Annotated in this window: 16 protein-coding genes; 10 read left to right on the top strand and 6 right to left on the bottom strand. The window is 72.2% G+C overall.

Features of this window, described 5'->3' with window-relative positions:
• Window positions 1-2: 2 nt before the first annotated feature.
• The 3 genes from ACGFNI_RS00690 to ACGFNI_RS00680 all read right to left on the bottom strand — a co-directional run bounded on the left by ACGFNI_RS00690 (window position 3) and on the right by ACGFNI_RS00680 (window position 3,077).
• Window positions 3-659: an MBL fold metallo-hydrolase gene (locus ACGFNI_RS00690; protein WP_393679274.1), complete on the bottom strand. Its 657-nt coding sequence runs from the start codon at window positions 657-659 to the stop codon at window positions 3-5.
• Between the two features lie 9 nt (window positions 660-668).
• Entirely contained in the window at window positions 669-1,394 is a 726-nt protein-coding gene (locus ACGFNI_RS00685) for a maleylpyruvate isomerase family mycothiol-dependent enzyme (RefSeq protein WP_393679273.1), read from the bottom strand.
• A gap of 81 nt (window positions 1,395-1,475) precedes the next feature.
• Window positions 1,476-3,077 (bottom strand): FAD-dependent oxidoreductase, encoded by a 1,602-nt coding sequence (locus ACGFNI_RS00680; RefSeq protein ID WP_393679271.1) that lies wholly within the window; start codon window positions 3,075-3,077, stop codon window positions 1,476-1,478.
• Between the two features lie 49 nt (window positions 3,078-3,126).
• Here ACGFNI_RS00680 and ACGFNI_RS00675 point away from each other — a divergent pair, with 49 nt between their 5' ends.
• Complete coding sequence (locus tag ACGFNI_RS00675; protein ID WP_393679269.1) at window positions 3,127-3,837, top strand: TetR/AcrR family transcriptional regulator; 711 nt, start codon at window positions 3,127-3,129, stop codon at window positions 3,835-3,837.
• A gap of 297 nt (window positions 3,838-4,134) precedes the next feature.
• Entirely contained in the window at window positions 4,135-7,125 is a 2,991-nt protein-coding gene (uvrA, locus tag ACGFNI_RS00670) for an excinuclease ABC subunit UvrA (RefSeq protein WP_393679268.1), read from the top strand.
• A gap of 168 nt (window positions 7,126-7,293) precedes the next feature.
• On the opposite strand, the gene ACGFNI_RS00665 is transcribed toward uvrA, so the two are convergent.
• Window positions 7,294-8,292, bottom strand: coding sequence for a carbohydrate kinase (locus ACGFNI_RS00665; RefSeq protein ID WP_393679266.1), 999 nt, complete (start codon window positions 8,290-8,292; stop codon window positions 7,294-7,296).
• The gene (locus ACGFNI_RS00660; protein WP_393679264.1) at window positions 8,289-9,371 is read right to left on the bottom strand and encodes a LacI family DNA-binding transcriptional regulator; all 1,083 of its coding nucleotides are present in this window, start codon (window positions 9,369-9,371) and stop codon (window positions 8,289-8,291) included. The genes ACGFNI_RS00665 and ACGFNI_RS00660 overlap by 4 nt, the downstream gene beginning before the upstream one ends.
• 147 nt (window positions 9,372-9,518) lie before the next feature.
• Here ACGFNI_RS00660 and ACGFNI_RS00655 point away from each other — a divergent pair, with 147 nt between their 5' ends.
• Both ACGFNI_RS00655 and ACGFNI_RS00650 read left to right on the top strand, forming a co-directional pair.
• Window positions 9,519-10,526 carry a zinc-dependent alcohol dehydrogenase family protein gene (locus ACGFNI_RS00655; RefSeq protein WP_393679262.1) on the top strand — a complete coding sequence of 336 codons (1,008 nt, stop codon included), beginning with the start codon at window positions 9,519-9,521 and terminating at the stop codon, window positions 10,524-10,526.
• A 113-nt stretch (window positions 10,527-10,639) separates the two neighbouring features.
• A complete protein-coding gene (locus tag ACGFNI_RS00650; RefSeq protein WP_393679260.1) occupies window positions 10,640-11,050 on the top strand; it encodes a Rieske (2Fe-2S) protein in 411 nt (136 codons plus the stop codon).
• Between the two features lie 34 nt (window positions 11,051-11,084).
• Here ACGFNI_RS00650 and ACGFNI_RS00645 read toward each other — a convergent pair whose 3' ends face one another.
• Window positions 11,085-12,023: a hypothetical protein gene (locus tag ACGFNI_RS00645; RefSeq protein ID WP_393679258.1), complete on the bottom strand. Its 939-nt coding sequence runs from the start codon at window positions 12,021-12,023 to the stop codon at window positions 11,085-11,087.
• Window positions 12,024-12,263: 240 nt separating this feature from the next.
• Between ACGFNI_RS00645 and ACGFNI_RS00640 the strand changes: the two genes are divergently transcribed.
• The 6 genes from ACGFNI_RS00640 (at window position 12,264) to whiA (ending at window position 19,060) form a co-directional block, all read left to right on the top strand.
• Entirely contained in the window at window positions 12,264-12,908 is a 645-nt protein-coding gene (locus tag ACGFNI_RS00640; RefSeq protein WP_393679256.1) for a papain-like cysteine protease family protein, read from the top strand.
• 4 nt (window positions 12,909-12,912) lie between these two features.
• Complete coding sequence (locus ACGFNI_RS00635; RefSeq protein ID WP_393679254.1) at window positions 12,913-13,755, top strand: hypothetical protein; 843 nt, start codon at window positions 12,913-12,915, stop codon at window positions 13,753-13,755.
• 220 nt (window positions 13,756-13,975) lie between these two features.
• On the top strand, window positions 13,976-16,072 hold the full coding sequence (gene uvrC / locus ACGFNI_RS00630; RefSeq protein WP_393679253.1) for an excinuclease ABC subunit UvrC: 2,097 nt from the start codon (window positions 13,976-13,978) through the stop codon (window positions 16,070-16,072).
• On the top strand, window positions 16,069-17,022 hold the full coding sequence (gene rapZ, locus ACGFNI_RS00625) for an RNase adapter RapZ (RefSeq protein ID WP_393679252.1): 954 nt from the start codon (window positions 16,069-16,071) through the stop codon (window positions 17,020-17,022). Before uvrC ends, rapZ begins: the two co-directional genes overlap by 4 nt.
• Window positions 17,019-18,080: a uridine diphosphate-N-acetylglucosamine-binding protein YvcK gene (yvcK, locus tag ACGFNI_RS00620; RefSeq protein ID WP_393679250.1), complete on the top strand. Its 1,062-nt coding sequence runs from the start codon at window positions 17,019-17,021 to the stop codon at window positions 18,078-18,080. The genes rapZ and yvcK overlap by 4 nt, the downstream gene beginning before the upstream one ends.
• Complete coding sequence (gene whiA, locus ACGFNI_RS00615; protein WP_030282946.1) at window positions 18,071-19,060, top strand: DNA-binding protein WhiA; 990 nt, start codon at window positions 18,071-18,073, stop codon at window positions 19,058-19,060. Before yvcK ends, whiA begins: the two co-directional genes overlap by 10 nt.
• Window positions 19,061-19,190: the final 130 nt, after the last annotated feature.

Below are 19,190 nucleotides of genomic sequence, written 5' to 3'. Positions count from 1 at the left end.
TGTTACCAGCCGCGCTCGCGCCACTCCGCGAGGTGCGGTCGCTCCGTGCCGAGCGTGGTGTCGTTGCCGTGCCCCGGGTAGACCCAGGTCTCGTCCGGCAGCTGATCGAAGAGCTTGGCCTGGACGCCGTCGATCAGACTGCTGAAGTTCTCGGCGCTGCCCCAGGTGTTGCCGACGCCGCCGGGGAACAGGCAGTCCCCGGTGAACAGATGCGGGGCGCCGTGCGGGTCGTCGTAGACCAGCGCGATGCTGCCCGGGGTGTGGCCGACGAGGTGGCGGGCGGTCAGCTCGACGTGGCCGACGGTCACCGTGTCGCCGTCCTCGACGAGTACGTCCGTGGGGACCGGGATGCCCTCCGCGTCGTACCGTCCCGCGTATGTCCGCGCCCCCGTCGCATCGACCACCTCGCGCAGTGCGCCCCAGTGGTCGGCGTGCCGGTGCGTGGTCACCACGGACCCGATGCCGCTGTCGCCGATCAGGGAGAGAAGGGTGTGCGGCTCGGCCGCCGCGTCGATCAGCAACTGCTCATCGGTCGCCCGGCACCGCAGTACGTAGGCGTTGTTGTTCGTCGGGCCGACCGCGACCTTCGAGATCATCAGGTCGGTCAATTCGTGCACGTCGGCCGGTCCGCCGACCTTCACTGCTCCGCTGTAGCCCATGAGATCAGCTTAGAACGGCGGGACGGCGGGCAGCGCGCTGCCGTGGCTGTCCAGCGCACGCCCGTCGCCGCGCCCGGCGAGCCAGCCGAGCAGCGCCGGCGCAGGACCCGACACCACCACCGGTGTGCCGCCCTCCGCACCGGTGCGCCACTGCCTGCCGTCGTCCGTCCGCAGCTCCAGCGCGGGCAGGTCCGCCCGCCCCGCGAACTTCACCGTGGCGAGGAAGTTCAGCTGGGCGCCGACGAACGCGGTGGGCAGCCGGTCGAGGGTGTAGCCGACGCCCAGGTCGACGTGGTGCAGTTCCACCTCGCCCAGCCGGCGCAGCAGCAGCCGGTCGGCCCGCTCGATCACGCCGTTGCGCATCTCGACCCGGGCGTCCCGGCGTCCGGGCGGCAGCGCCCGTGCCGCGGCGTCGAACCGGTCGGCGCTCTCCCGCAGGTCGTCCAGATGCGCGGCCAGCGGACGCCCGGCGTCCCGTTCGATGTCGGCGCCGCGGGCCGTCGCGCTGACGTACATGGGGGTGGGGACGCCGGTGCGGGCCGAGGTGAGGAGCTTGACGAGGGCGTCCGCGTTGCGCGCGATGTGGGCCAGGAGGTGGCCGCGGGTCCAGTCGGGGAGCAGGGAGGGTTCACCGATCGCTGCGTCGTCGAGTGTGCCGACGGAGTCCAGGAACCGGTCGGTGGCTCCCTGGACGGCTGCCAAATCGTGCGCGAAGTCAGGCGCGGTATCGGTCATGTTCCGAAGCTAGCGCCGCGGCGGCGACTTCGGGAGACCCACTGGGCGGGGCGGCACCCCCGTCGCCGCCCCGCCCAGGTCTCAGGCCGCGGCGTCGTCGGGCGCCCCGAACCAGCGGCGCAGCGCGTCGTCGAGACCGTCCAGCGTGTCGGGGGAACCGTCAACGGCGGTGGCGCCGCCCGCTTCCCGCGTTCCGTCGGTCCGGTCCGCGGCCCACGCCGTGCAGCCGTCGGGGCGTATCAACAGCCCGGCGAGCGCCGGTCGTTCCTGGCAGGAGGCCGTCAGGACCCGCACCCGGTCCTGGTAGCCCGCGGCGCGCTTGCGCAGGTCGGCGTCGTCCGTGAGATCGAGCAGCAGGGCGCAGCCGGAGTGCAGCAGGTCGCCGAGCCTGCTGCCGTCGGCCAGCAGCAGGTCGGGGGCGCTGCGGCCGGTCAGTGGATGGGTGCCGGGCAGGTCGTAGCGCTGCTGGACGCCGGAGATCTTCTTGGCGAAGAAGGTGGTGGCGGTGACCGTGCCGGACAGCTCGGCGATGATGTTCCGCAGGGCGTGGGTGTGCGGTTCCGGGCGCATCAGGGCCACTTGGGCGCGCGTCCACTCCAGGGCCCAGGCGCCGATCGGGTGGCGTTCGGCGGTGTAGCTGTCCAACAGGCCGTCCGGCGCCCGACCGTGGATCGTCGCGGCCAGCTTCCAGCCGAGGTTCACGGCGTCCCCGATGCCGAGGTTCAGCCCCTGCCCGCCGAACGGGGCGTGCACGTGCGCGGCGTCGCCGGCGAGCAGCACCCTGCCCTTCCGGTAGTCGGGCACCTGGCGGGCGTTGTCGGTGAAGCGGGTGGCCGAATGCACCGTGGTGACGGTGACGTCCACACCGGACGTGTACCGCAAGGAGTTCTGCAACTCCTCGGCGGTGACGGGTGCTTCGCGGTCCGCCGGCGGTCCGTCGAACTCGACGGTGAGGATTCGGCCGGGGAACGGGCCATGCGCGTACGTGCCGGTGTCCGTCCGGTTCCAGCCGATTCCCAGCGCTTCGGAGCCGGTCATCTCCACGATCGCCTGATGGCCGGTGATCTCGGGGGCCGTGCCGGGGAACGGGAAGCCGGCGAGCCTGCGGACCGTACTGCGTCCGCCGTCGCAGCCGACCAGCCAGCCGGCGCGCAGCTCGCCGTCGGTGGTGCGTACGGTCACGCCGTCCGCTCCGGCGTCGAAGCCGGTCAGTTCCACCCCGCGGCGCACGGTGACGCCGAGGGCGCCCGCGTGCTCGGCGAGCAGCTGTTCCAGGGCGGCCTGCGGCACCATGCCGATGGTGTCGACGGGGCCGGCGGACGTCAGCTCAGGGTCGTCCGTGTCCAGCAGGTCGCCGCGCAGCATGATGCCCGCGAAGTGCCCGGCGAACCGGGGCGGTGGGGAAGGTTGTGTCTCCGGGGCCGTCAGGTCCCGCTGCCGCAGGAACGCCTGGAACCCTTCCAGGGCCTCGCGCTGCAGCTCAGCCAGGGCGGGCAGCAGTCCGCGCCGGTAGAGCGCCGAGGCGCTCGGGGTGTTGATCGACCCCGCTTTGATCGTCGTATCCACTTCGGTCAGCCGTTCCAGGACGACGACCTTCACCTCTGCCAGTGCGAGTTCGCAGGCCAGCATCAGCCCCACGGGGCCGCCTCCTGCCACGATCACGTCCGCGTCATCATGTGCCATGAGAGAAGAGTGTAGTCACTAAAAAAATATCGCGGCTAAAATTTTGGCCATGGGAGGCGCGAGTGGTGCGGAAGGTGTGACGGGCGTGAACGGTGCGGGAGTTGGCGCGGTGGGCGAAGGTGCCGACGGTGCGGGTGAGGGCGGGCTGACTCTGCGTGAGCGCAAGAAGCGGCGGACCCGGCAGCGGATCTCCGGCGAGGCGACCCGGCTCTTCATCGAGCGCGGCTTCGATCAGGTCACCGTCGCGGAGATCGCCCGCGCCGCCGAGGTCTCCACGATGACGGTCTTCAACTACTTCCCCCGCAAAGAGGATCTCTTCCTCGACCGGATCCCGGAGGCCGGTGAGCTGATCGTCCGCGCGATCCGCGGGCGCGGTCCGGACGAGACGCCGCTCGACGCGCTGCGCCGGCTCGGGCGTGACCTGCTGGCGGAGCGGCATCCGCTGGCGGGGGTGGGGGAGGGCTTCGCGCACTTCTGGCGCACCGTGGTCGAATCCTCGGCGCTGCGGGCGCGCGGGCGCGAGGCCATCGAGGAGCTCGAAGGTCTGCTCGCCGCGGAGCTGGCACGGGCGTCCGGCGACGACGGTCCGGAGCCCCGGCTGTCCGCCGCGCTGATCGTGGGCGGGTGGCGTGCCGTCTACGCGGAAGCGCTGGCCAGGCAGCTCGACGGTGACCCGGTGGACGCGGTGGCCGTTGACTATGCGGAGGCGCTGGAACGGACCTTCGACGCGCTGGAGCGGGCGCTGCCCGTCCTGCGGTGAGCCGGACCGGTGGCCGACGGCGCTGACCTGCGGGGGAGTGGCGGGGGTCGGCGCTGGGGCGAGGCGGGGAAGGATCCGGCGCCGCCACACGTTTGAGTGAAGCGGGCAGACGTCCGCCGTAAATCGAATGCGCGTGCTATAGGCTCGTGTGTGGCATCACTAAGACAGTGCCGTGGCGGTCCCCATACCCTGGGGCAGGGGCTCCGCTCCGCTCCGCTCCGCCGCCTCTGCTCATCCACCGAGCGGCGGATGCGATCTCCGCGGCTCCCGCCCCCCTCCAGAAAGGTGCCGACCGGCGTGGCCGACCGTCTCATCGTCCGTGGCGCTCGCGAGCACAACCTCCGCAACGTCTCGCTCGACCTCCCCCGCGACTCCCTCATCGTCTTCACGGGGCTCTCCGGGTCGGGCAAGTCCTCGCTCGCCTTCGACACGATCTTCGCCGAGGGGCAGCGGCGCTATGTCGAGTCGCTCTCCTCCTACGCCCGGCAGTTCCTCGGGCAGATGGACAAGCCCGATGTGGACTTCATCGAGGGCCTGTCCCCCGCGGTCTCGATCGACCAGAAGTCGACGTCCCGCAACCCGCGTTCCACGGTCGGCACGATCACCGAGGTCTACGACTACCTCCGGCTGCTCTTCGCGCGCATCGGAAAGCCGCACTGCCCCGAGTGCGGTCGCCCCATCGCCAGGCAGTCGCCGCAGGCCATCGTCGACAAGGTACTCGAACTGCCCGAGGGCAGCCGCTTCCAGGTGCTCTCCCCGCTGGTGCGGGAGCGCAAGGGCGAGTTCGTCGACCTCTTCTCCGACCTCCAGACCAAGGGCTACAGCAGGGCGCGGGTCGACGGCGAGACGATCCAGCTCTCCGAACCGCCGAAGCTGAAGAAGCAGGAGAAGCACACCATCGAGGTGGTCGTCGACCGCCTCACGGTCAAGGACAGCGCCAAGCGCCGGCTGACCGACTCCGTGGAGACCGCACTCGGGCTCTCCGGCGGCATGGTCATCCTCGACTTCGTCGACCTGGACGCGGACGACCCGCAGCGCGAGCGGATGTACTCCGAGCACCTGTACTGCGCCTACGACGACCTCTCGTTCGAGGAGATGGAGCCCCGCTCCTTCTCCTTCAACTCGCCCTTCGGCGCCTGCCCGGACTGCACCGGCATCGGCACCCGCATGGAGGTCGACCCCGACCTGATCATCCCCGACGAGGACAGGTCGCTCGACGAGGGCGCGATCCACCCCTGGTCGCACGGCCACACCAAGGACTACTTCGGCCGCCTGGTCGGCGCCCTCGCCGACGCGCTGGGCTTCCGTACGGACATCCCGTGGGCCGGGCTGCCGCAGCGCGCCAAGAAGGCGCTGCTGCACGGCCACCGGACCCAGATCGAGGTCCGCTACCGCAACCGCTACGGCCGCGAGCGGGCCTACACCACCCCGTTCGAGGGCGCCGTGCCGTTCATCAAGCGGCGGCACAGCGAGGCGGAAAGCGACAGCAGCAGGGAGCGCTTCGAGGGCTACATGCGCGAGGTGCCCTGCCCGACGTGTGAGGGCACCCGCCTCAAGCCCATCGTGCTCGCGGTCACGGTCCAGCAGAAGTCGATCGCCGAGGTCTCGGCCATGTCGATCAGCGACTGCGCCGACTTCCTGCGGGACATGAAGCTCGACACCCGCGAGAAGAAGATCGCCGAACGTGTCCTCAAGGAGGTCAACGAGCGGCTGAAGTTCCTGGTCGACGTCGGCCTCGACTACCTCTCGCTGAACCGCGCGGCGGGCACCCTCTCCGGCGGTGAGGCCCAGCGCATCCGGCTCGCCACCCAGATCGGCTCCGGCCTGGTGGGCGTCCTGTACGTCCTGGACGAGCCGTCGATCGGCCTGCACCAGCGCGACAACCACCGGCTGATCGAGACGCTGGTGCGGCTGCGCGACATGGGCAACACCCTGATCGTGGTGGAGCACGACGAGGACACCATCAAGGTCGCGGACTGGGTGGTGGACATCGGCCCCGGCGCCGGCGAGCACGGCGGCAAGGTGGTGCACAGCGGCCCGATGAAGGAGCTGCTGACCAACAAGGAGTCGGTCACCGGCCAGTACCTGTCCGGCAGGAAGGCCATCGCGACGCCGGAGATCCGCCGGCCCGCCGACCCCGCCAGGCAGCTGACGGTGCACGGCGCGAAGGAGAACAACCTCCAGGACATCGAGGCTTCCTTCCCGCTCGGGGTGCTGACCGCCGTCACGGGCGTCTCGGGCTCCGGCAAGTCGACGCTCGTCAACGACATCCTCTACACGCACCTGGCGCGCGAGCTGAACGGCGCCAAGTCCGTGCCGGGCCGGCACACCCGGGTGGACGGCGACGACCTGGTCGACAAGGTCGTGCACGTCGACCAGTCGCCGATCGGCCGGACGCCGCGGTCCAACCCGGCCACCTACACCGGCGTCTTCGACCACGTCCGCAAGCTGTTCGCGGAGACGATGGAGGCCAAGGTCCGCGGCTACCTGCCGGGGCGCTTCTCCTTCAACGTCAAGGGCGGTCGCTGCGAGAACTGCTCGGGCGACGGCACGATCAAGATCGAGATGAACTTCCTGCCGGACGTGTACGTCCCGTGCGAGGTCTGCCACGGCGCGCGCTACAACCGCGAGACGCTGGAGGTGCACTACAAGGGCAAGTCCATCGCCGAGGTGCTGGACATGCCCATCGAGGAGGCGCTCGACTTCTTCGAGGCGGTGCCCACCATCTCCCGTCACCTCAAGACGCTCCACGAGGTCGGCCTCGGCTACGTCCGCCTGGGGCAGTCCGCACCGACGCTCTCCGGCGGCGAGGCGCAGCGCGTCAAGCTGGCCAGCGAGCTGCAGAAGCGCTCCACCGGGCGGACGGTCTACGTCCTGGACGAGCCGACCACCGGCCTGCACTTCGACGACATCAGCAAGCTGATCAAGGTGCTGTCGGGGCTGGTCGACAAGGGCAACTCGGTGATCGTCATCGAGCACAACCTCGACGTGATCAAGACCGCGGACTGGGTCGTGGACATGGGCCCCGAGGGGGGCAACGGCGGCGGGCTGATCGTCGCCGAGGGCACTCCCGAGGAGATCGCCTCGGTCCCGGCCAGCCACACCGGCAAGTTCCTGCGGGACATCCTCGGCGACCGCGTCAGCGATGCCGCCTCCTCGGGCAAGCCGGCGAAGAAGCCGGCCGCCAAGAAGGCCGCGGCGACGAAGAAGCCCGCTGTCAAGAAGGCCGTGGCCGCCAAGAAGACGGCGGCCAAGAAGACGGCGAGCAGGGCCCGCCGGGCCTCCTGATCCCACGGCCGGCGCCACCGGAACGGGCCGCCGCCCCCGCACCCCTGATCCGATGGATCAGGGTGTCAGGGGCGGCGGCCCGTTCGCCGTGCGGCGGTCGGGCACCCGCCGCGAGCCGGGGCGCGTGCCCGATACGCGCCCGGGTCGCGGCGCCCCATCGGACGTGGCCTAGCGCCCCGCCAACTCCGCCGCGTACGGCGGCTCCGCGCCCGCGCGGGAGCAGGTGGCGGCGGCGGCGCGGGCGGCGAAGCCGAGGATGTCGCGCCAGTCGTCGGGCCGGAGGGACGTCACGGCGGTGTGCGAGAGGGCGCCGTGGGCGGCGAGCCGGTGCAGCAGGGCCGCGTTGACGGTGTCGCCCGCGCCGATCGTGTCGACCACCTCGACCCGCTCGCCGGGTACCGTCACCTCGCCGCCCCCCGGTGTCAGCACGCTCAGCCCGTCGCCGCCGCGGGTCAGGACGATCGCCGCGGGGCCCGCCGCCAGCCACCGGCCGATGGCCGCGTCGAGCGCCCCGGCGGTGTCCGCGCCCCCGGCGCCCGAACTCCCCGGGCCCGGCTCCTGCGCTTCGCCGTCCGCGAGCCAGAGCGCGTCCTCCTCCGAGAGCTTCAGCAGCGTCACATGCGGCAGCCAGGACGCGAAGCGGGCGCGGTAGGCGGCCGGATCCGCGATCAGACCGGCCCGGATGTTCGGATCGAGCGCGGTGAACACCCCGCGCCCTGACTCCCGCCGCAGCAGCGCCTCGTACGCGCTCGCGCCCGGCTCCAGCACCAGCGAACAGGTGCCGAGCGAGAGCGCGCGGGCCTCATCGGGCAGGGCGGGCGGCAGGGCGAACAGGCGGTCGGCGGTGCCCTCCACGTAGAAGCCGTAGCCCGCCGAGCCGTCCGGACTGATGTCCGCCACGGCCAGCGTGGTCGGCTCGGCGCCGCGCTGCACCAGCGAGGTGCGCACGTCTGCCGTGCGCAGCCCGTCCAGGAGCGCCTCGCCGAACGTGTCGGTCGAGACCCGCGAGCAGAAGGCGGCGTCCGAGCCCAGCCGGCTGAGCGCGACGGCGGTGTTGTAGGGACCGCCGCCGCGCCGGGGGAGCAGCGCGGGCAGCCCGTCCCCCGGGGGCGGGTCCTGCGGGCCGGGTACGAGGTCGATCAGGGCTTCGCCGGCGACAACGATCACGGGGTGCGGTTCCTTTCCTGCGCGGCCGGGGGCGTGGCCGGGGCCGGTGACGGGGAGAGCGGGTGCCGGTCCGCGGGACCTGTGGCGGGACAGCCGCAGGAGGTGCGGTGCACCAGCGTGCAGGGGAGACGGAGGGTGCGCGGCGGCCGGGCCGGGTCCGCCAGCCGCTCCAGCAGCAGCCGGACCGCGCCGGCCCCGATGTCCTTGCTGGGCTGCGCGACGGCGGTCAGGCGCGGCGCGAACAGGTCGGCCCAGGAGAAGTCGTCGAAACAGGCCAGCGCGATGTCGCGGGGTACCTGGAGGCCGCGCGCGGCCAGTGCGCGCAGGGCGCCGATGGTCATCGCGTTGTTGGCGGTGATCACGGCGGTGGGCGGTTCGGGCGCGGCCAGCAGCTGATGGGTGGCCCGCTCGGCGCCCTCCGCCTCGGAGTTGCCGCCGGCCAGCAGTCCGGGCGCGAACGGCAGCCCGCGGGCGCGCAGGCCCTCGCGGTAGCCCCGGACGCGTTCGGTGGTCGTGCTCAGCCCCGGGAGGCCGGCCACCAGGCCGATCCGGGTGTGCCCCAACTCGGCGAGATGCTCGACGAGTTGGCGTACCGGGCCGGTGTTCTCCGCGCACACCTGGTCGTGGTCGTCGCCCACCAGCCGGTCCAGGAAGACGGTGGGCACCGACCGCCTCGCCAGATAGCCGGTCATCTCCGACGGCTCGGCGGACGGCGCGACGATCATGCCGTCCACCCGCCGCTCGTGCAGCAGTTGGACGACCTTGCGCTCATGGACCGGATCGTCGTGCGGGTCGGCGATCAGCAGGCTGTAGCCCGCCTCCAGGGCGCTTGCCTCGACTCCCTGGAGGATCTCGGTGAAGTAGGGGTTGCTGATCGCGGAGACGGCCAGGCCGATCGAGCGGGTGCGGGCGGTGACCAGGGAGCGGGCGAGGGTGTTGTGCGTGTAGCCCAGCTCGTCGATGGCGCCGAGCACCGCCGCCCGGGTGCCGGGGCGGACCGGCCTGGTGTCGTTGAGCACGTGCGAGACGGTGGCGACGGACACCCCCGCGCGCCGTGCCACATCGGCCATCGTGGTCATCCGCTTCCCCCTTCCTGCCGCTGCGCGTCCCGCGCGGTGCGGCGCCGAAGAGGTCCATCACAGCGCAGACGCAAACGCTTGCGCAAGCGTTTACGCGCAAGCTACCTTCCCGGCATCGCACCCGCACGACGTCGTGAGGAGGCGCCGATGCGCGCTCTCGTGGTCACCGAACCGGGCAAGCCCGGCAGCACCGCCGTCACCGAACTGCCCGACCCACGGCCCGGCCCCCAAGAGGTCGTCGTGCGTGTCACGTCCTGCGGCCTGTGCGGCACGGACATGCACCTGCTCGGCGGCGAACTCCCCGCCGCCCGCTACCCGTTGGTCCCCGGACACGAACTGACCGGCCGGGTCGTGGCGGTGGGCGAAGCGGCGGCGGGGCCGCCCGTCGGCACCCGGGTCGCCGTCGACCCCAACATGCCGTGCGGCGCCTGCCATTACTGCCGCATCGGGCGCGGCAACCTCTGCGAGGACTACAGCGCCGTCGGTGTCACCCGCGACGGCGGCTTCGCCGAGCTGGTCGCCGTCCCCGCGAGCTGCTGCTACCCGCTGCCCGACGACCTCCCCGAGGCCGCCGCCGGACTCGTCGAGCCGCTGTCCTGCGCGGTGCACGGCCTCAACCGCCTGCCGCGCCGCCCCGGGGAGCACTACCTGATCTACGGCGCGGGCACCATGGGCCTGATGATGGCCGCCCTGGTGCGGACCGCGGGCGCCGCCTCGGTCTCCGTCGTGGACCTCAACGAGGACCGCCTGGCCTTCGCCGAGTCCTTCGGCGTGGACGCGGCCGTCACCGACGCCGCCGCGCTCGGCCGGACTCCGGGCTTCGAGGTCGTCGTCGACGCGACCGGTGTCATCGCCGCCATCGAGGACGGTCTGGGCCGGGTGCGCCGCGGCGGAACGTTCCTCCAGTTCGGCGTGGCCGACCCGGCCCGCGCCGCCTCCTTCTCGCCGTACCGCGTCTACCACCACGAGATCGACATCATCGGCTCGATGGCGGTGCACAACAGCTTCCAGCCGGCCATCGACGTGCTCACCGCCGGGCTCGATCTCACCCCGCTGGTCAGCGACGTCCACGGCCTGGACGACTTCGACGAGGCGGTTAACCGCTTCCGCGCCGGCACCGGGCGCAAGATCCACATCGCCCCGCAGCAGCGCTGACCGCCACACCCGCACCGAGCAGGTCCGCAGCCCCGGAGCCTGGACGGCAGCGGAAGAACCCCTACCGGTATCGTCGGAGGCCGGTACCCCCCCCCGTGATCTCTGGAGCAGCCATGAGCCAGCCCCCCGCCCGCCGAACCGTGCTGCGCGGGGCCGCGCTGGTGGGGGCCGCGGGCTTCGGTGTGGCGGCCTGCTCCACCGGCGGTGCGAACGAGGCGTCGGCGGTGCCCACCGAACCGGTCGACCTGGGGACCGCGGCCGACGTCCCGGTCGGCGGCGCCAAGCTCTACCGCGAGGACCGGCTGGTCGTCTCGCAGCCCGCCAAGGGCGAGTTCAAGTGCTTCAGCGCCAAGTGCACGCACGCCGGCTGCGTCCTGACCGAGGTGGAGAAGGAAGAGGGCCACTGCCCCTGCCACGGCAGCCGCTTCGACGTCACCACGGGCAAGGTCCTCCAGGGCCCGGCCACCGAGCCGCTGCCCGAGGTGCCGGTCAAGGCCAAGGGCGGCAAGCTGATCGCGGGCTGAGCCGCGCGGACCGGCACCCGAGACCGCTGCCGCGTCACCCCCAGTCCCACCCGATCCCCAGGATCCCGGGGCGCACCCCCTGCTCCACCAGGTGGACGGCACGGTGCCGCCCGTTCAGCGTCAGCTCCTGTCTGCCGCTGCGCGGCGCGCCCGCCGAGACCTGGGTGAAGCGGCGGCACCGCACCGGGAGCGCGGTCTCGTCGAACCGCACCTGGAGGACGTACTGCCCGCCGGCGAAGCGGAAGCCGCGGAGGTACTCGCTGCTCGGGCCGCCGCTGCCGTCCTCGAAGACGTAGCCGAAGACATGGGTGTCACCGGCCCGCAGCCGGGCGTCGAACAGCAGCTCGGCGACCACCACGCCGGTCGCCGCGTCCCCGCGCACCCGCCCCAGCCGGCAGTTCTCCGCCGCCCGCACCGTCACCCGTGACGGGTCGCAGCCCGCCTCGCCGCGATGGATGGCGACGTACCGGTCGACGCCGTCCCGGTGGGCGCGCACCACCTGGAGCGATTCGCGTTCGCTCAGCTCACGGCGCGGCCCGATGCGGACGCGTTCGTGGTGCCCGACGGTGTGCAGCCCGTCGTCCGCCGGGGTCTCCAGCTCGGCGAACAGCTGCCGCAGCGCCTCGGCCGGCTCCACCAGCGTGCGGTATGAGCGGGCGACCGGCCGCTCCGCCTCCTGGCGCGCACCGCCCTCGGGCACCAGCAGCCGGTGCAGGGAGCGCGCCGGCAGGTCGAGGACCTCCTCCAGGGCACGCACCGCGCGCAGCGATTCGGGGCGCTGGGGCCGCCGCGCGCCCTGCTGCCAGTAGCTGAGGCTGGTCACCCCGACGCTGATGCCGCGCTGCGCGAGCTTGTGCTGGACGCGGTGGAGCGCCAGGCCCCGGGCGGTCAGCGCGCTCCGCAGCGCCAGATGGAAGGGCCCGGTCCGCAACAGCTGCTCCAGCTCGGCCGACTCGGGAGTGTTCTGTGCCATGTCCTCAACCCTCCGGCGCGCAGGTGAACGTTCACAACCGGATCGCACGCCGCGCGCTCTCCCCGCCTGTTCACTGCAGTACGCCGGGCACCGGCCGTTCACACCCGGGCCCCTGCGTCCACACCCCCATGTCACCCCGCATTGAAGCGTGTTGACCTGCCTCCGACAACACCCGATGCTCCTCATCAGCATCCGGATGCGCTCCTCCACCGCTCACCCCCCTCGTTCGGGAGGAACGCCATGCACCGTGCCCCCTTCACCCGCCGCGCGCGCCGCAGATGGCTGCCGGCCGTAGCGCTGGCCGCCGCGGCACTGACCGCGCTCCCCGCCACGACCGCCACAGCGGCCCCCGCCGCACCTTCAGCGGCCCCCGCGCACACCGGCACGGCCGCCCCCGCGCCGCGCGCCGCCAACCGCCTCGACATCTCGATGCAGGCCCAGGAGAACTCCAACTGGTGCTGGGCCGGCTCCGGCAACACCATCGCCGCCTGGTACGGCAAGAACTACAGCCAGAACCAGTTCTGCAACGCCGCGTTCCAGCGCCAGCAGAACGGCGACTGCCCGAACGACCAGGCCACCCTCGGCAACGTCCAGAACGCGTTCGACTGGATGGGCATCAACCCCGGCAACTACGTCTCCGGGTACCTCAACTACAACACCGTGCAGAACGAGATCAACGCCAAGCGGCCCGTCGAGACCCGTATCCAGTGGTCGTCCGGCGGCGGCCACATGCACGTCATCTACGGCTACGACACCGCCGACAACTGGGTCTACTGGGGCGACCCGTGGCCCTCCAACAGCCGCTACAACTGGGGCGATTACCAGTACTACATCAACGGCAGCGAGTTCTCCTGGACCCACTCCCTCTACCGGATAGGAGCCTGAGGCCATGACGCACCGCACCGTCGTACGCGCTGCCGCGGCCGGCACGCTCGCCACCCTGCTGACCGGCCTCGCCCCGCAGATGTCCTGGGCCGCCGAGACCCCCGCGCCCCCGAAGGCACCGGCCGCCACGAGCGTCACCGCCGCCCACGAAGCCGCCGCCGCCCCCGCGACGCTCGCCACCCTCTCCCGGTTCTTCGCCAGGGACGGCGCCCTCACCACCTCCCGGGCCGCCCCGCGCATCGAGGGCGCCACCGTCCCGGTCTACGCCCTCTCGCCCGACTTCGTCCGCGGCAAGTCCGGCGCACCGGTCGCCGAACTGGAATTCCTCGCCAGCAAGGCCGTCGCGTCCGACGGCCGCAAGGCATCGGTGTGGACCGTCAGGCAGGGCACCACCTGGAAGGTCGTCAACATCGCCACCGGCGACGACGAGACCCGCTACGCCGCGGCCGGAGCCAGGACCGCCAAGGGCGGCACCGTCTTCCACGAACCGCAGATCGACGCCTGGTACGTCCAGCACGGCGACCGCGTCCAGCCGCTGGACGCCGAGGCGGTCAAGGCCGTCGGCGCGCACGGCACCACCGTCGCCGCCTACCAGGAGCGGGTCTCCAAGGCGTACGGCGACAAGCTCCCCGGCTCCGCCTACGACAAGCGCGGCGAGGCGGGCGGCTTCGGCGAGGCCGGCGGAGCCGCCCCCGGCAAGGAGAACCCCGGCACCCGGACGGTGACCACCGCAGCGGAGGAGGACAACACCCCGGTGGCCGCGGCATCGGCCGTCGCCGGCCTGGCCGCCGTGCTCGCCCTGGGCCTCTCCGGCACCGCGGCGCTGCGCCGCCGGCGCCGCCGCTGAACGGGCGGCCCGCGAAGCGTGCGCCGGCCGTCCGCCTCCCCGCAGCCGGACGGCACACGCTCCGCGGGCCGCGCGCCGACACGCAGGGGCCCCGGCCCGCCGACGACGCCGGGCCCCGGCCCCTGCGGACCACCCGCCCGCGACCGCGCCCGCCCGCGCGGTCGCGGGCAGTCCCGAACGGACCCGCTGATTGTCAGTGGCGGTCAGTAGGGTGGTGGTCATGGCAGACCCCAGCAGCTACCGACCCAAGCCGGGACAGATCCCCGACTCGCCGGGGGTCTATAAATTCCGCGACGAGCACGGCCGGGTCATCTACGTCGGCAAGGCCAAGAGCCTGCGCCAGCGCCTGGCCAACTACTTCCAGGACCTGGCCGGCCTCCACCCCCGTACCCGCACGATGGTCACCACCGCCGCCTCGGTGGAATGGACCGTCGTCTCCACCGAGGTCGAGGCGCTCCAGCTGGAATACAGCTGGATCAAGGAGTTCGACCCGCGCTTCAACGTCAAGTACCGCGACGACAAGAGCTATCCGTACCTCGCGGTGACGCTCAACGAAGAGTTCCCCCGCGTCCAGGTCATGCGCGGCGCCAAGAAGAAGGGCGTGCGCTACTTCGGCCCCTACGGCCACGCCTGGGCCATCCGCGAGACCGTCGACCTGATGCTCCGCGTCTTCCCCGTACGCACCTGCTCGGCAGGCGTCTTCAAGCGTTCCGCGCAGATCGGCCGCCCCTGCCTGCTCGGCTACATCGGCAAGTGCTCCGCACCCTGCGTCGAGCGGATCTCCGCCCAGGAGCACCGCGAACTCGCCGAGGATTTCTGCGACTTCATGTCCGGGCGCACCGGCGCCTACATCCGCCGCCTGGAGCGCAAGATGCAGGAAGCCGCCGAGGAGATGGAGTACGAACGCGCCGCCCGGCTGCGCGACGACATAGTGGCGCTCAAACGGGCGATGGAGAAGAGCGCCGTGGTGCTCGCCGACGCCACCGACGCCGACCTGATCGCCGTCGCCGAGGACGAACTCGAGGCCGCCGTCCAGATCTTCCACGTCCGCGGCGGCCGGGTCCGCGGCCAGCGCGGCTGGGTCACCGACAAGGTCGAGGCCGTCACCACCGCAGGACTGGTCGAACACGCCCTCCAGCAGCTCTACGGCGAGGAGCAGGGCGACGCGGTACCCAAGGAGGTGCTGGTCCCGGCGCTGCCCGAGCCCGCAGAGCCGGTCCAGCAGTGGCTCTCGCACCGCCGCGGCTCCCAGGTCTCGCTGCGCATTCCGCAGCGCGGCGACAAGAAGGACCTGATGGCCACCGTCGGGCGCAACGCCCAACAGGCCCTGGGACTGCACAAGACCAAGCGGGCATCCGACCTGACCACCCGCTCCCGGGCCCTGGAGGAGATCGCCGAAGCACTCGGCCTGGAGTCCGTACCGCTGCGCATCGAGTGCTTCGACATCTCCCACCTCCAGGGCGAGGACGTCGTCGCCTCGATGGTGGTGTTCGAGGACGGCCTCGCCCGGAAGAGCGAATACCGCCGCTTCCAGATCAAGACCTTCGAGGGCCAGGACGACGTCCGGTCCATGCACGAGGTCATCGGCCGCCGCTTCAAGCGCTACCTCCAGGAGAAGCAGAAGTCGGGGGAGTGGACGGAGGAACCCGCCGCGGACACCGGCGCACCGGCGGACGGCAACGGCGAGGCCGGCGCCGTCGACCGGGCGGCGGTCGCCACCATGGAGCCCGCCCCCATGGCCGGCCGCCCCACCGACGACGACGGCCGCCCCAAGCGCTTCGCCTACCCGCCCCAGCTCGTGGTCGTCGACGGCGGCGCCCCGCAGGTGGCCGCCGCCCGCCGGGCCCTGGACGAGCTGGGCATCGACGACGTCGCCGTCTGCGGCCTCGCCAAGCGCCTCGAAGAGGTCTGGCTGCCCGATGACGACGACCCGGTCGTCCTGCCGCGCTCCAGCGAGGGCCTCTACCTCCTCCAGCGGGTACGCGACGAGGCCCACCGCTTCGCCATCGGCTACCAGCGCAACAAGCGCGGCAAACGGCTCAAGTCCTCGCCCCTGGACGAGGTCGCCGGGCTCGGCGAGAGCCGCCGCCAGGCGCTGCTGAAGCATTTCGGCTCGCTCAAGAAGCTGCGGGCCGCGACCGTCGACGAGATCTGCGAGGTCCCCGGCGTCGGCCGCAAGACCGCGGAGACGGTCCTCGCGGCGCTGGCCGGCGCCGCACCGGCCGGCCCCGCCGTGAACACCGCCACAGGAGAGATCATTGAAGATGACGGGGCCGCACCGGCCGCGTTGTCATCGGAACGGGGGCAGGACAGATGAGTACACCGCACGAAGCGCAGGAATCCGAAAGAGACGGTGCACAGGTGAGTACGGGCATGATGCGCGAGTCCGACCAGGGCGAGAGCGCCGCGATCCCCGAGCTGGTGATCATCTCGGGTATGTCCGGGGCGGGCCGGAGCACCGCGGCCAAGTGCCTGGAGGACCTCGGCTGGTTCGTCGTCGACAACATCCCGCCCGAACTGATCCCCCCGATGGTGGAACTGGGCGCCCGCTCACAGGGCAACGTCGCGAAGATCGCGGTCGTCGTGGACGTCCGGGGCCGCCGCTTCTTCGACAACCTCAAGGAATCGCTGGCCACCCTCGACGCGCAGAACGTCAAGCGCCGGATCGTCTTCCTGGAGTCGTCCGACGAGGCACTGGTCCGCCGCTTCGAATCGGTCCGCCGCCCGCACCCCCTCCAGGGGGACGGCCGCATCGTCGACGGCATCGCCGCCGAACGCGACCTGCTGCGCGAACTCCGCGGCGACACCGACCTGGTGATCGACACCTCCAGCCTCAACGTCCATGAACTCCGCGCCAAGATGGACGCCCAGTTCGCCGGCGAAGAGGTCCCCGAACTGCGCGCCACGGTCATGTCGTTCGGCTTCAAGTACGGCCTGCCGGTCGACGCCGACATGGTCATCGACTGCCGCTTCATCCCCAACCCGCACTGGGTTCCCGAACTGCGCCCCTTCACCGGCCTGAACGAAGAGGTCTCCGACTACGTCTTCAACCAGTCCGGCTCCAAGGAGTTCCTGGACGGCTACGCCGAGCTGCTGCGCATCGTCGCCGATGGCTACCGCCGCGAGGGCAAGCGCTACGTGACCATCGCCGTCGGCTGCACGGGCGGCAAGCACCGCAGCGTCGCCATGTCCGAGAAGCTGGCCCGCAGGCTGGTCTCCGAAGGGGTGGAAACCGTCACCGTCCACCGCGACATGGGGCGCGAGTGACCGGCCGGGCACTGCGGCTGCGCCGGGTCCGCAAGCTGGTACCCGGCAGCCGCTCGAACAAGGGCGCCACCCCCAAGGTGGTGGCGCTCGGCGGCGGCATGGGCCTGTCCGCCTCGCTGGCCGCGCTGCGCCGGATCACCGGTGACCTCACCGCCGTCGTCACGGTCGCCGACGACGGCGGCTCCAGCGGCCGGCTCCGCGACGAACTGGGCGTCCTGCCGCCCGGTGACCTGCGCAAGGCGCTGGCGGCCCTGTGCGGTGACGACGACTGGGGCCAGACCTGGTCGCGGGTGATCCAGCACCGCTTCCAGAGCAGCGGCGAGCTGCACGGCCACGCCGTCGGCAACCTGCTGATCGTCGCCCTGTGGGAACAGCTCGGCGACCACGTCCAGGCCCTGGACCTGGTCGGCAAGCTGCTCGGCGCGCACGGCCGGGTGCTGCCCATGTCGGCTGTGCCACTGGAACTCCAGGCTCAGGTCAAGGGCCACCACAAGGGCCGCCCCGATGAGGTCGCCACGGTCCGCGGCCAGGCCACGGTCGCGCTCACCCGCGGCGAGGTGCAGTCCGTGCATGTCGTCCCCGAGGACCCGCCGGCCGTCCCCGAGGTGGTCGCCGCGGTCCGCGACGCCGACTGGGTGGTGCTGGGCCCCGGCTCCTGGTTCTCCTCCGTCATCCCGCACCTTCTGGTGCCCGAACTGCGCGAGGCGCTGGAGGAGACCAAGGCCAGGAAGGTCCTCTCGCTCAACCTCGCGCCGCAACCCGGCGAAACCGATGGCTTCTCACCGCAGCGTCATTTGGAGGTTTTGGCCCGACACGCCCCTAAACTCGCCTTCGACGTGGTGCTGGCCGACCAGGCTGCCGTGCCCGACATCGAAGGGCTGACGACTGCCGCCAAGCAGCTCGTCGGCAGCGAGGTCGAGCTGGCGGCGGTCGCCGCACAGGGCGACGCCTCCCGGCCGACGGCCGGCGGCGCCTCCGCCAGGCACGACCCCGAGCTGCTGGCCGCCGCGTACGACCGTATTTTTCGGATGCATGGAAGGATCGGCCCATGGCGATGACGGCAGCGGTGAAGGATGAAATCTCCCGGCTCCCCGTCACCCGGACCTGCTGCCGGAAGTCGGAGGTCTCGTCGATCCTGCGGTTCGCGGGCGGTCTGCACCTGGTGAGCGGACGCATCGTGATCGAGGCGGAGCTGGACACCGGCATCGCGGCCCGTCGGCTCCGCAAGGACATCCTGGAGATCTTCGGGCACTCGTCCGACCTGGTGGTGATGGCCCCCGGCGGCCTGCGGCGCGGCAGCCGCTACGTCGTCCGTGTGGTGGCGGGCGGCGACCAGCTCGCCCGGCAGACCGGCCTGGTGGACGGCCGCGGCCGTCCCATCCGCGGGCTGCCCCCGCAGGTGGTGTCCGGCGCGACCTGCGACGCCGAAGCGGCCTGGCGCGGCGCGTTCCTGGCGCACGGCTCGCTGACCGAGCCGGGCCGCTCCTCCTCTCTTGAGGTCACCTGCCCCGGCCCCGAGGCCGCGCTCGCCCTGGTCGGCGCGGCCCGTCGGCTCGGCATCGGCGCCAAGGCCCGCGAGGTCCGCGGCGTGGACCGCGTCGTCGTCCGGGACGGTGACGCGATCGGCGCCCTGTTGACCCGCCTCGGCGCCCATGAATCGGTGCTCGCCTGGGAGGAGCGGCGGATGCGCCGCGAGGTCCGCGCCACCGCCAACCGCCTCGCCAACTTCGACGACGCCAACCTCCGCCGCTCGGCCCGCGCCGCGGTCGCCGCCGGCGCCCGGGTCCAGCGGGCCCTGGAGATCCTCGGCGAAGAGGTCCCCGAGCACCTCGCGGCGGCCGGCCGGCTGCGGATGGAACACAAGCAGGCTTCGCTGGAGGAACTGGGCGCGCTCGCCGACCCGCCGCTCACCAAGGACGCGGTCGCGGGCCGGATCCGCCGGCTGCTGGCGATGGCCGACAAGCGGGCCCAGGACCTCGGGATCCCCGGCACCGAGTCGAATCTCACCGAGGAACTGGCCGACGGCATGGTCGGCTGACGTCCCGCGCAACGACGGCTGACCGGCCGCCGTGCTCCCGTCGGCCCCCCTGGGGCCGCCGCCGGACGCCGGCCGCACCCCTCTCAAGCCCCGCTCGCCCCCGGTACTCCACGTGACTCCGGGGGCGTCG

Source organism: Streptomyces sp. NPDC048644, assembly GCF_043199105.1.
GTDB lineage: Bacteria > Actinomycetota > Actinomycetes > Streptomycetales > Streptomycetaceae > Streptomyces.
This window is presented reverse-complemented; position numbering and strand designations above follow the sequence as displayed.

Coding starts and splice junctions, on each gene's coding strand:
- whiA (WP_030282946.1), top strand. CDS start 18,071: ATGGCGATGACGGCAGCGGTGAAGGATGAAATCTCCCGGCTCCCCGTC.
- ACGFNI_RS00685 (WP_393679273.1), bottom strand. CDS start 1,394: ATGACCGATACCGCGCCTGACTTCGCGCACGATTTGGCAGCCGTCCAG.
- ACGFNI_RS00640 (WP_393679256.1), top strand. CDS start 12,264: ATGCACCGTGCCCCCTTCACCCGCCGCGCGCGCCGCAGATGGCTGCCG.
- ACGFNI_RS00690 (WP_393679274.1), bottom strand. CDS start 659: ATGGGCTACAGCGGAGCAGTGAAGGTCGGCGGACCGGCCGACGTGCAC.
- rapZ (WP_393679252.1), top strand. CDS start 16,069: ATGAGTACACCGCACGAAGCGCAGGAATCCGAAAGAGACGGTGCACAG.
- ACGFNI_RS00680 (WP_393679271.1), bottom strand. CDS start 3,077: ATGGCACATGATGACGCGGACGTGATCGTGGCAGGAGGCGGCCCCGTG.
- ACGFNI_RS00655 (WP_393679262.1), top strand. CDS start 9,519: ATGCGCGCTCTCGTGGTCACCGAACCGGGCAAGCCCGGCAGCACCGCC.
- ACGFNI_RS00660 (WP_393679264.1), bottom strand. CDS start 9,371: ATGACCACGATGGCCGATGTGGCACGGCGCGCGGGGGTGTCCGTCGCC.
- ACGFNI_RS00675 (WP_393679269.1), top strand. CDS start 3,127: ATGGGAGGCGCGAGTGGTGCGGAAGGTGTGACGGGCGTGAACGGTGCG.
- ACGFNI_RS00645 (WP_393679258.1), bottom strand. CDS start 12,023: ATGGCACAGAACACTCCCGAGTCGGCCGAGCTGGAGCAGCTGTTGCGG.
- ACGFNI_RS00650 (WP_393679260.1), top strand. CDS start 10,640: ATGAGCCAGCCCCCCGCCCGCCGAACCGTGCTGCGCGGGGCCGCGCTG.
- uvrC (WP_393679253.1), top strand. CDS start 13,976: ATGGCAGACCCCAGCAGCTACCGACCCAAGCCGGGACAGATCCCCGAC.
- ACGFNI_RS00635 (WP_393679254.1), top strand. CDS start 12,913: ATGACGCACCGCACCGTCGTACGCGCTGCCGCGGCCGGCACGCTCGCC.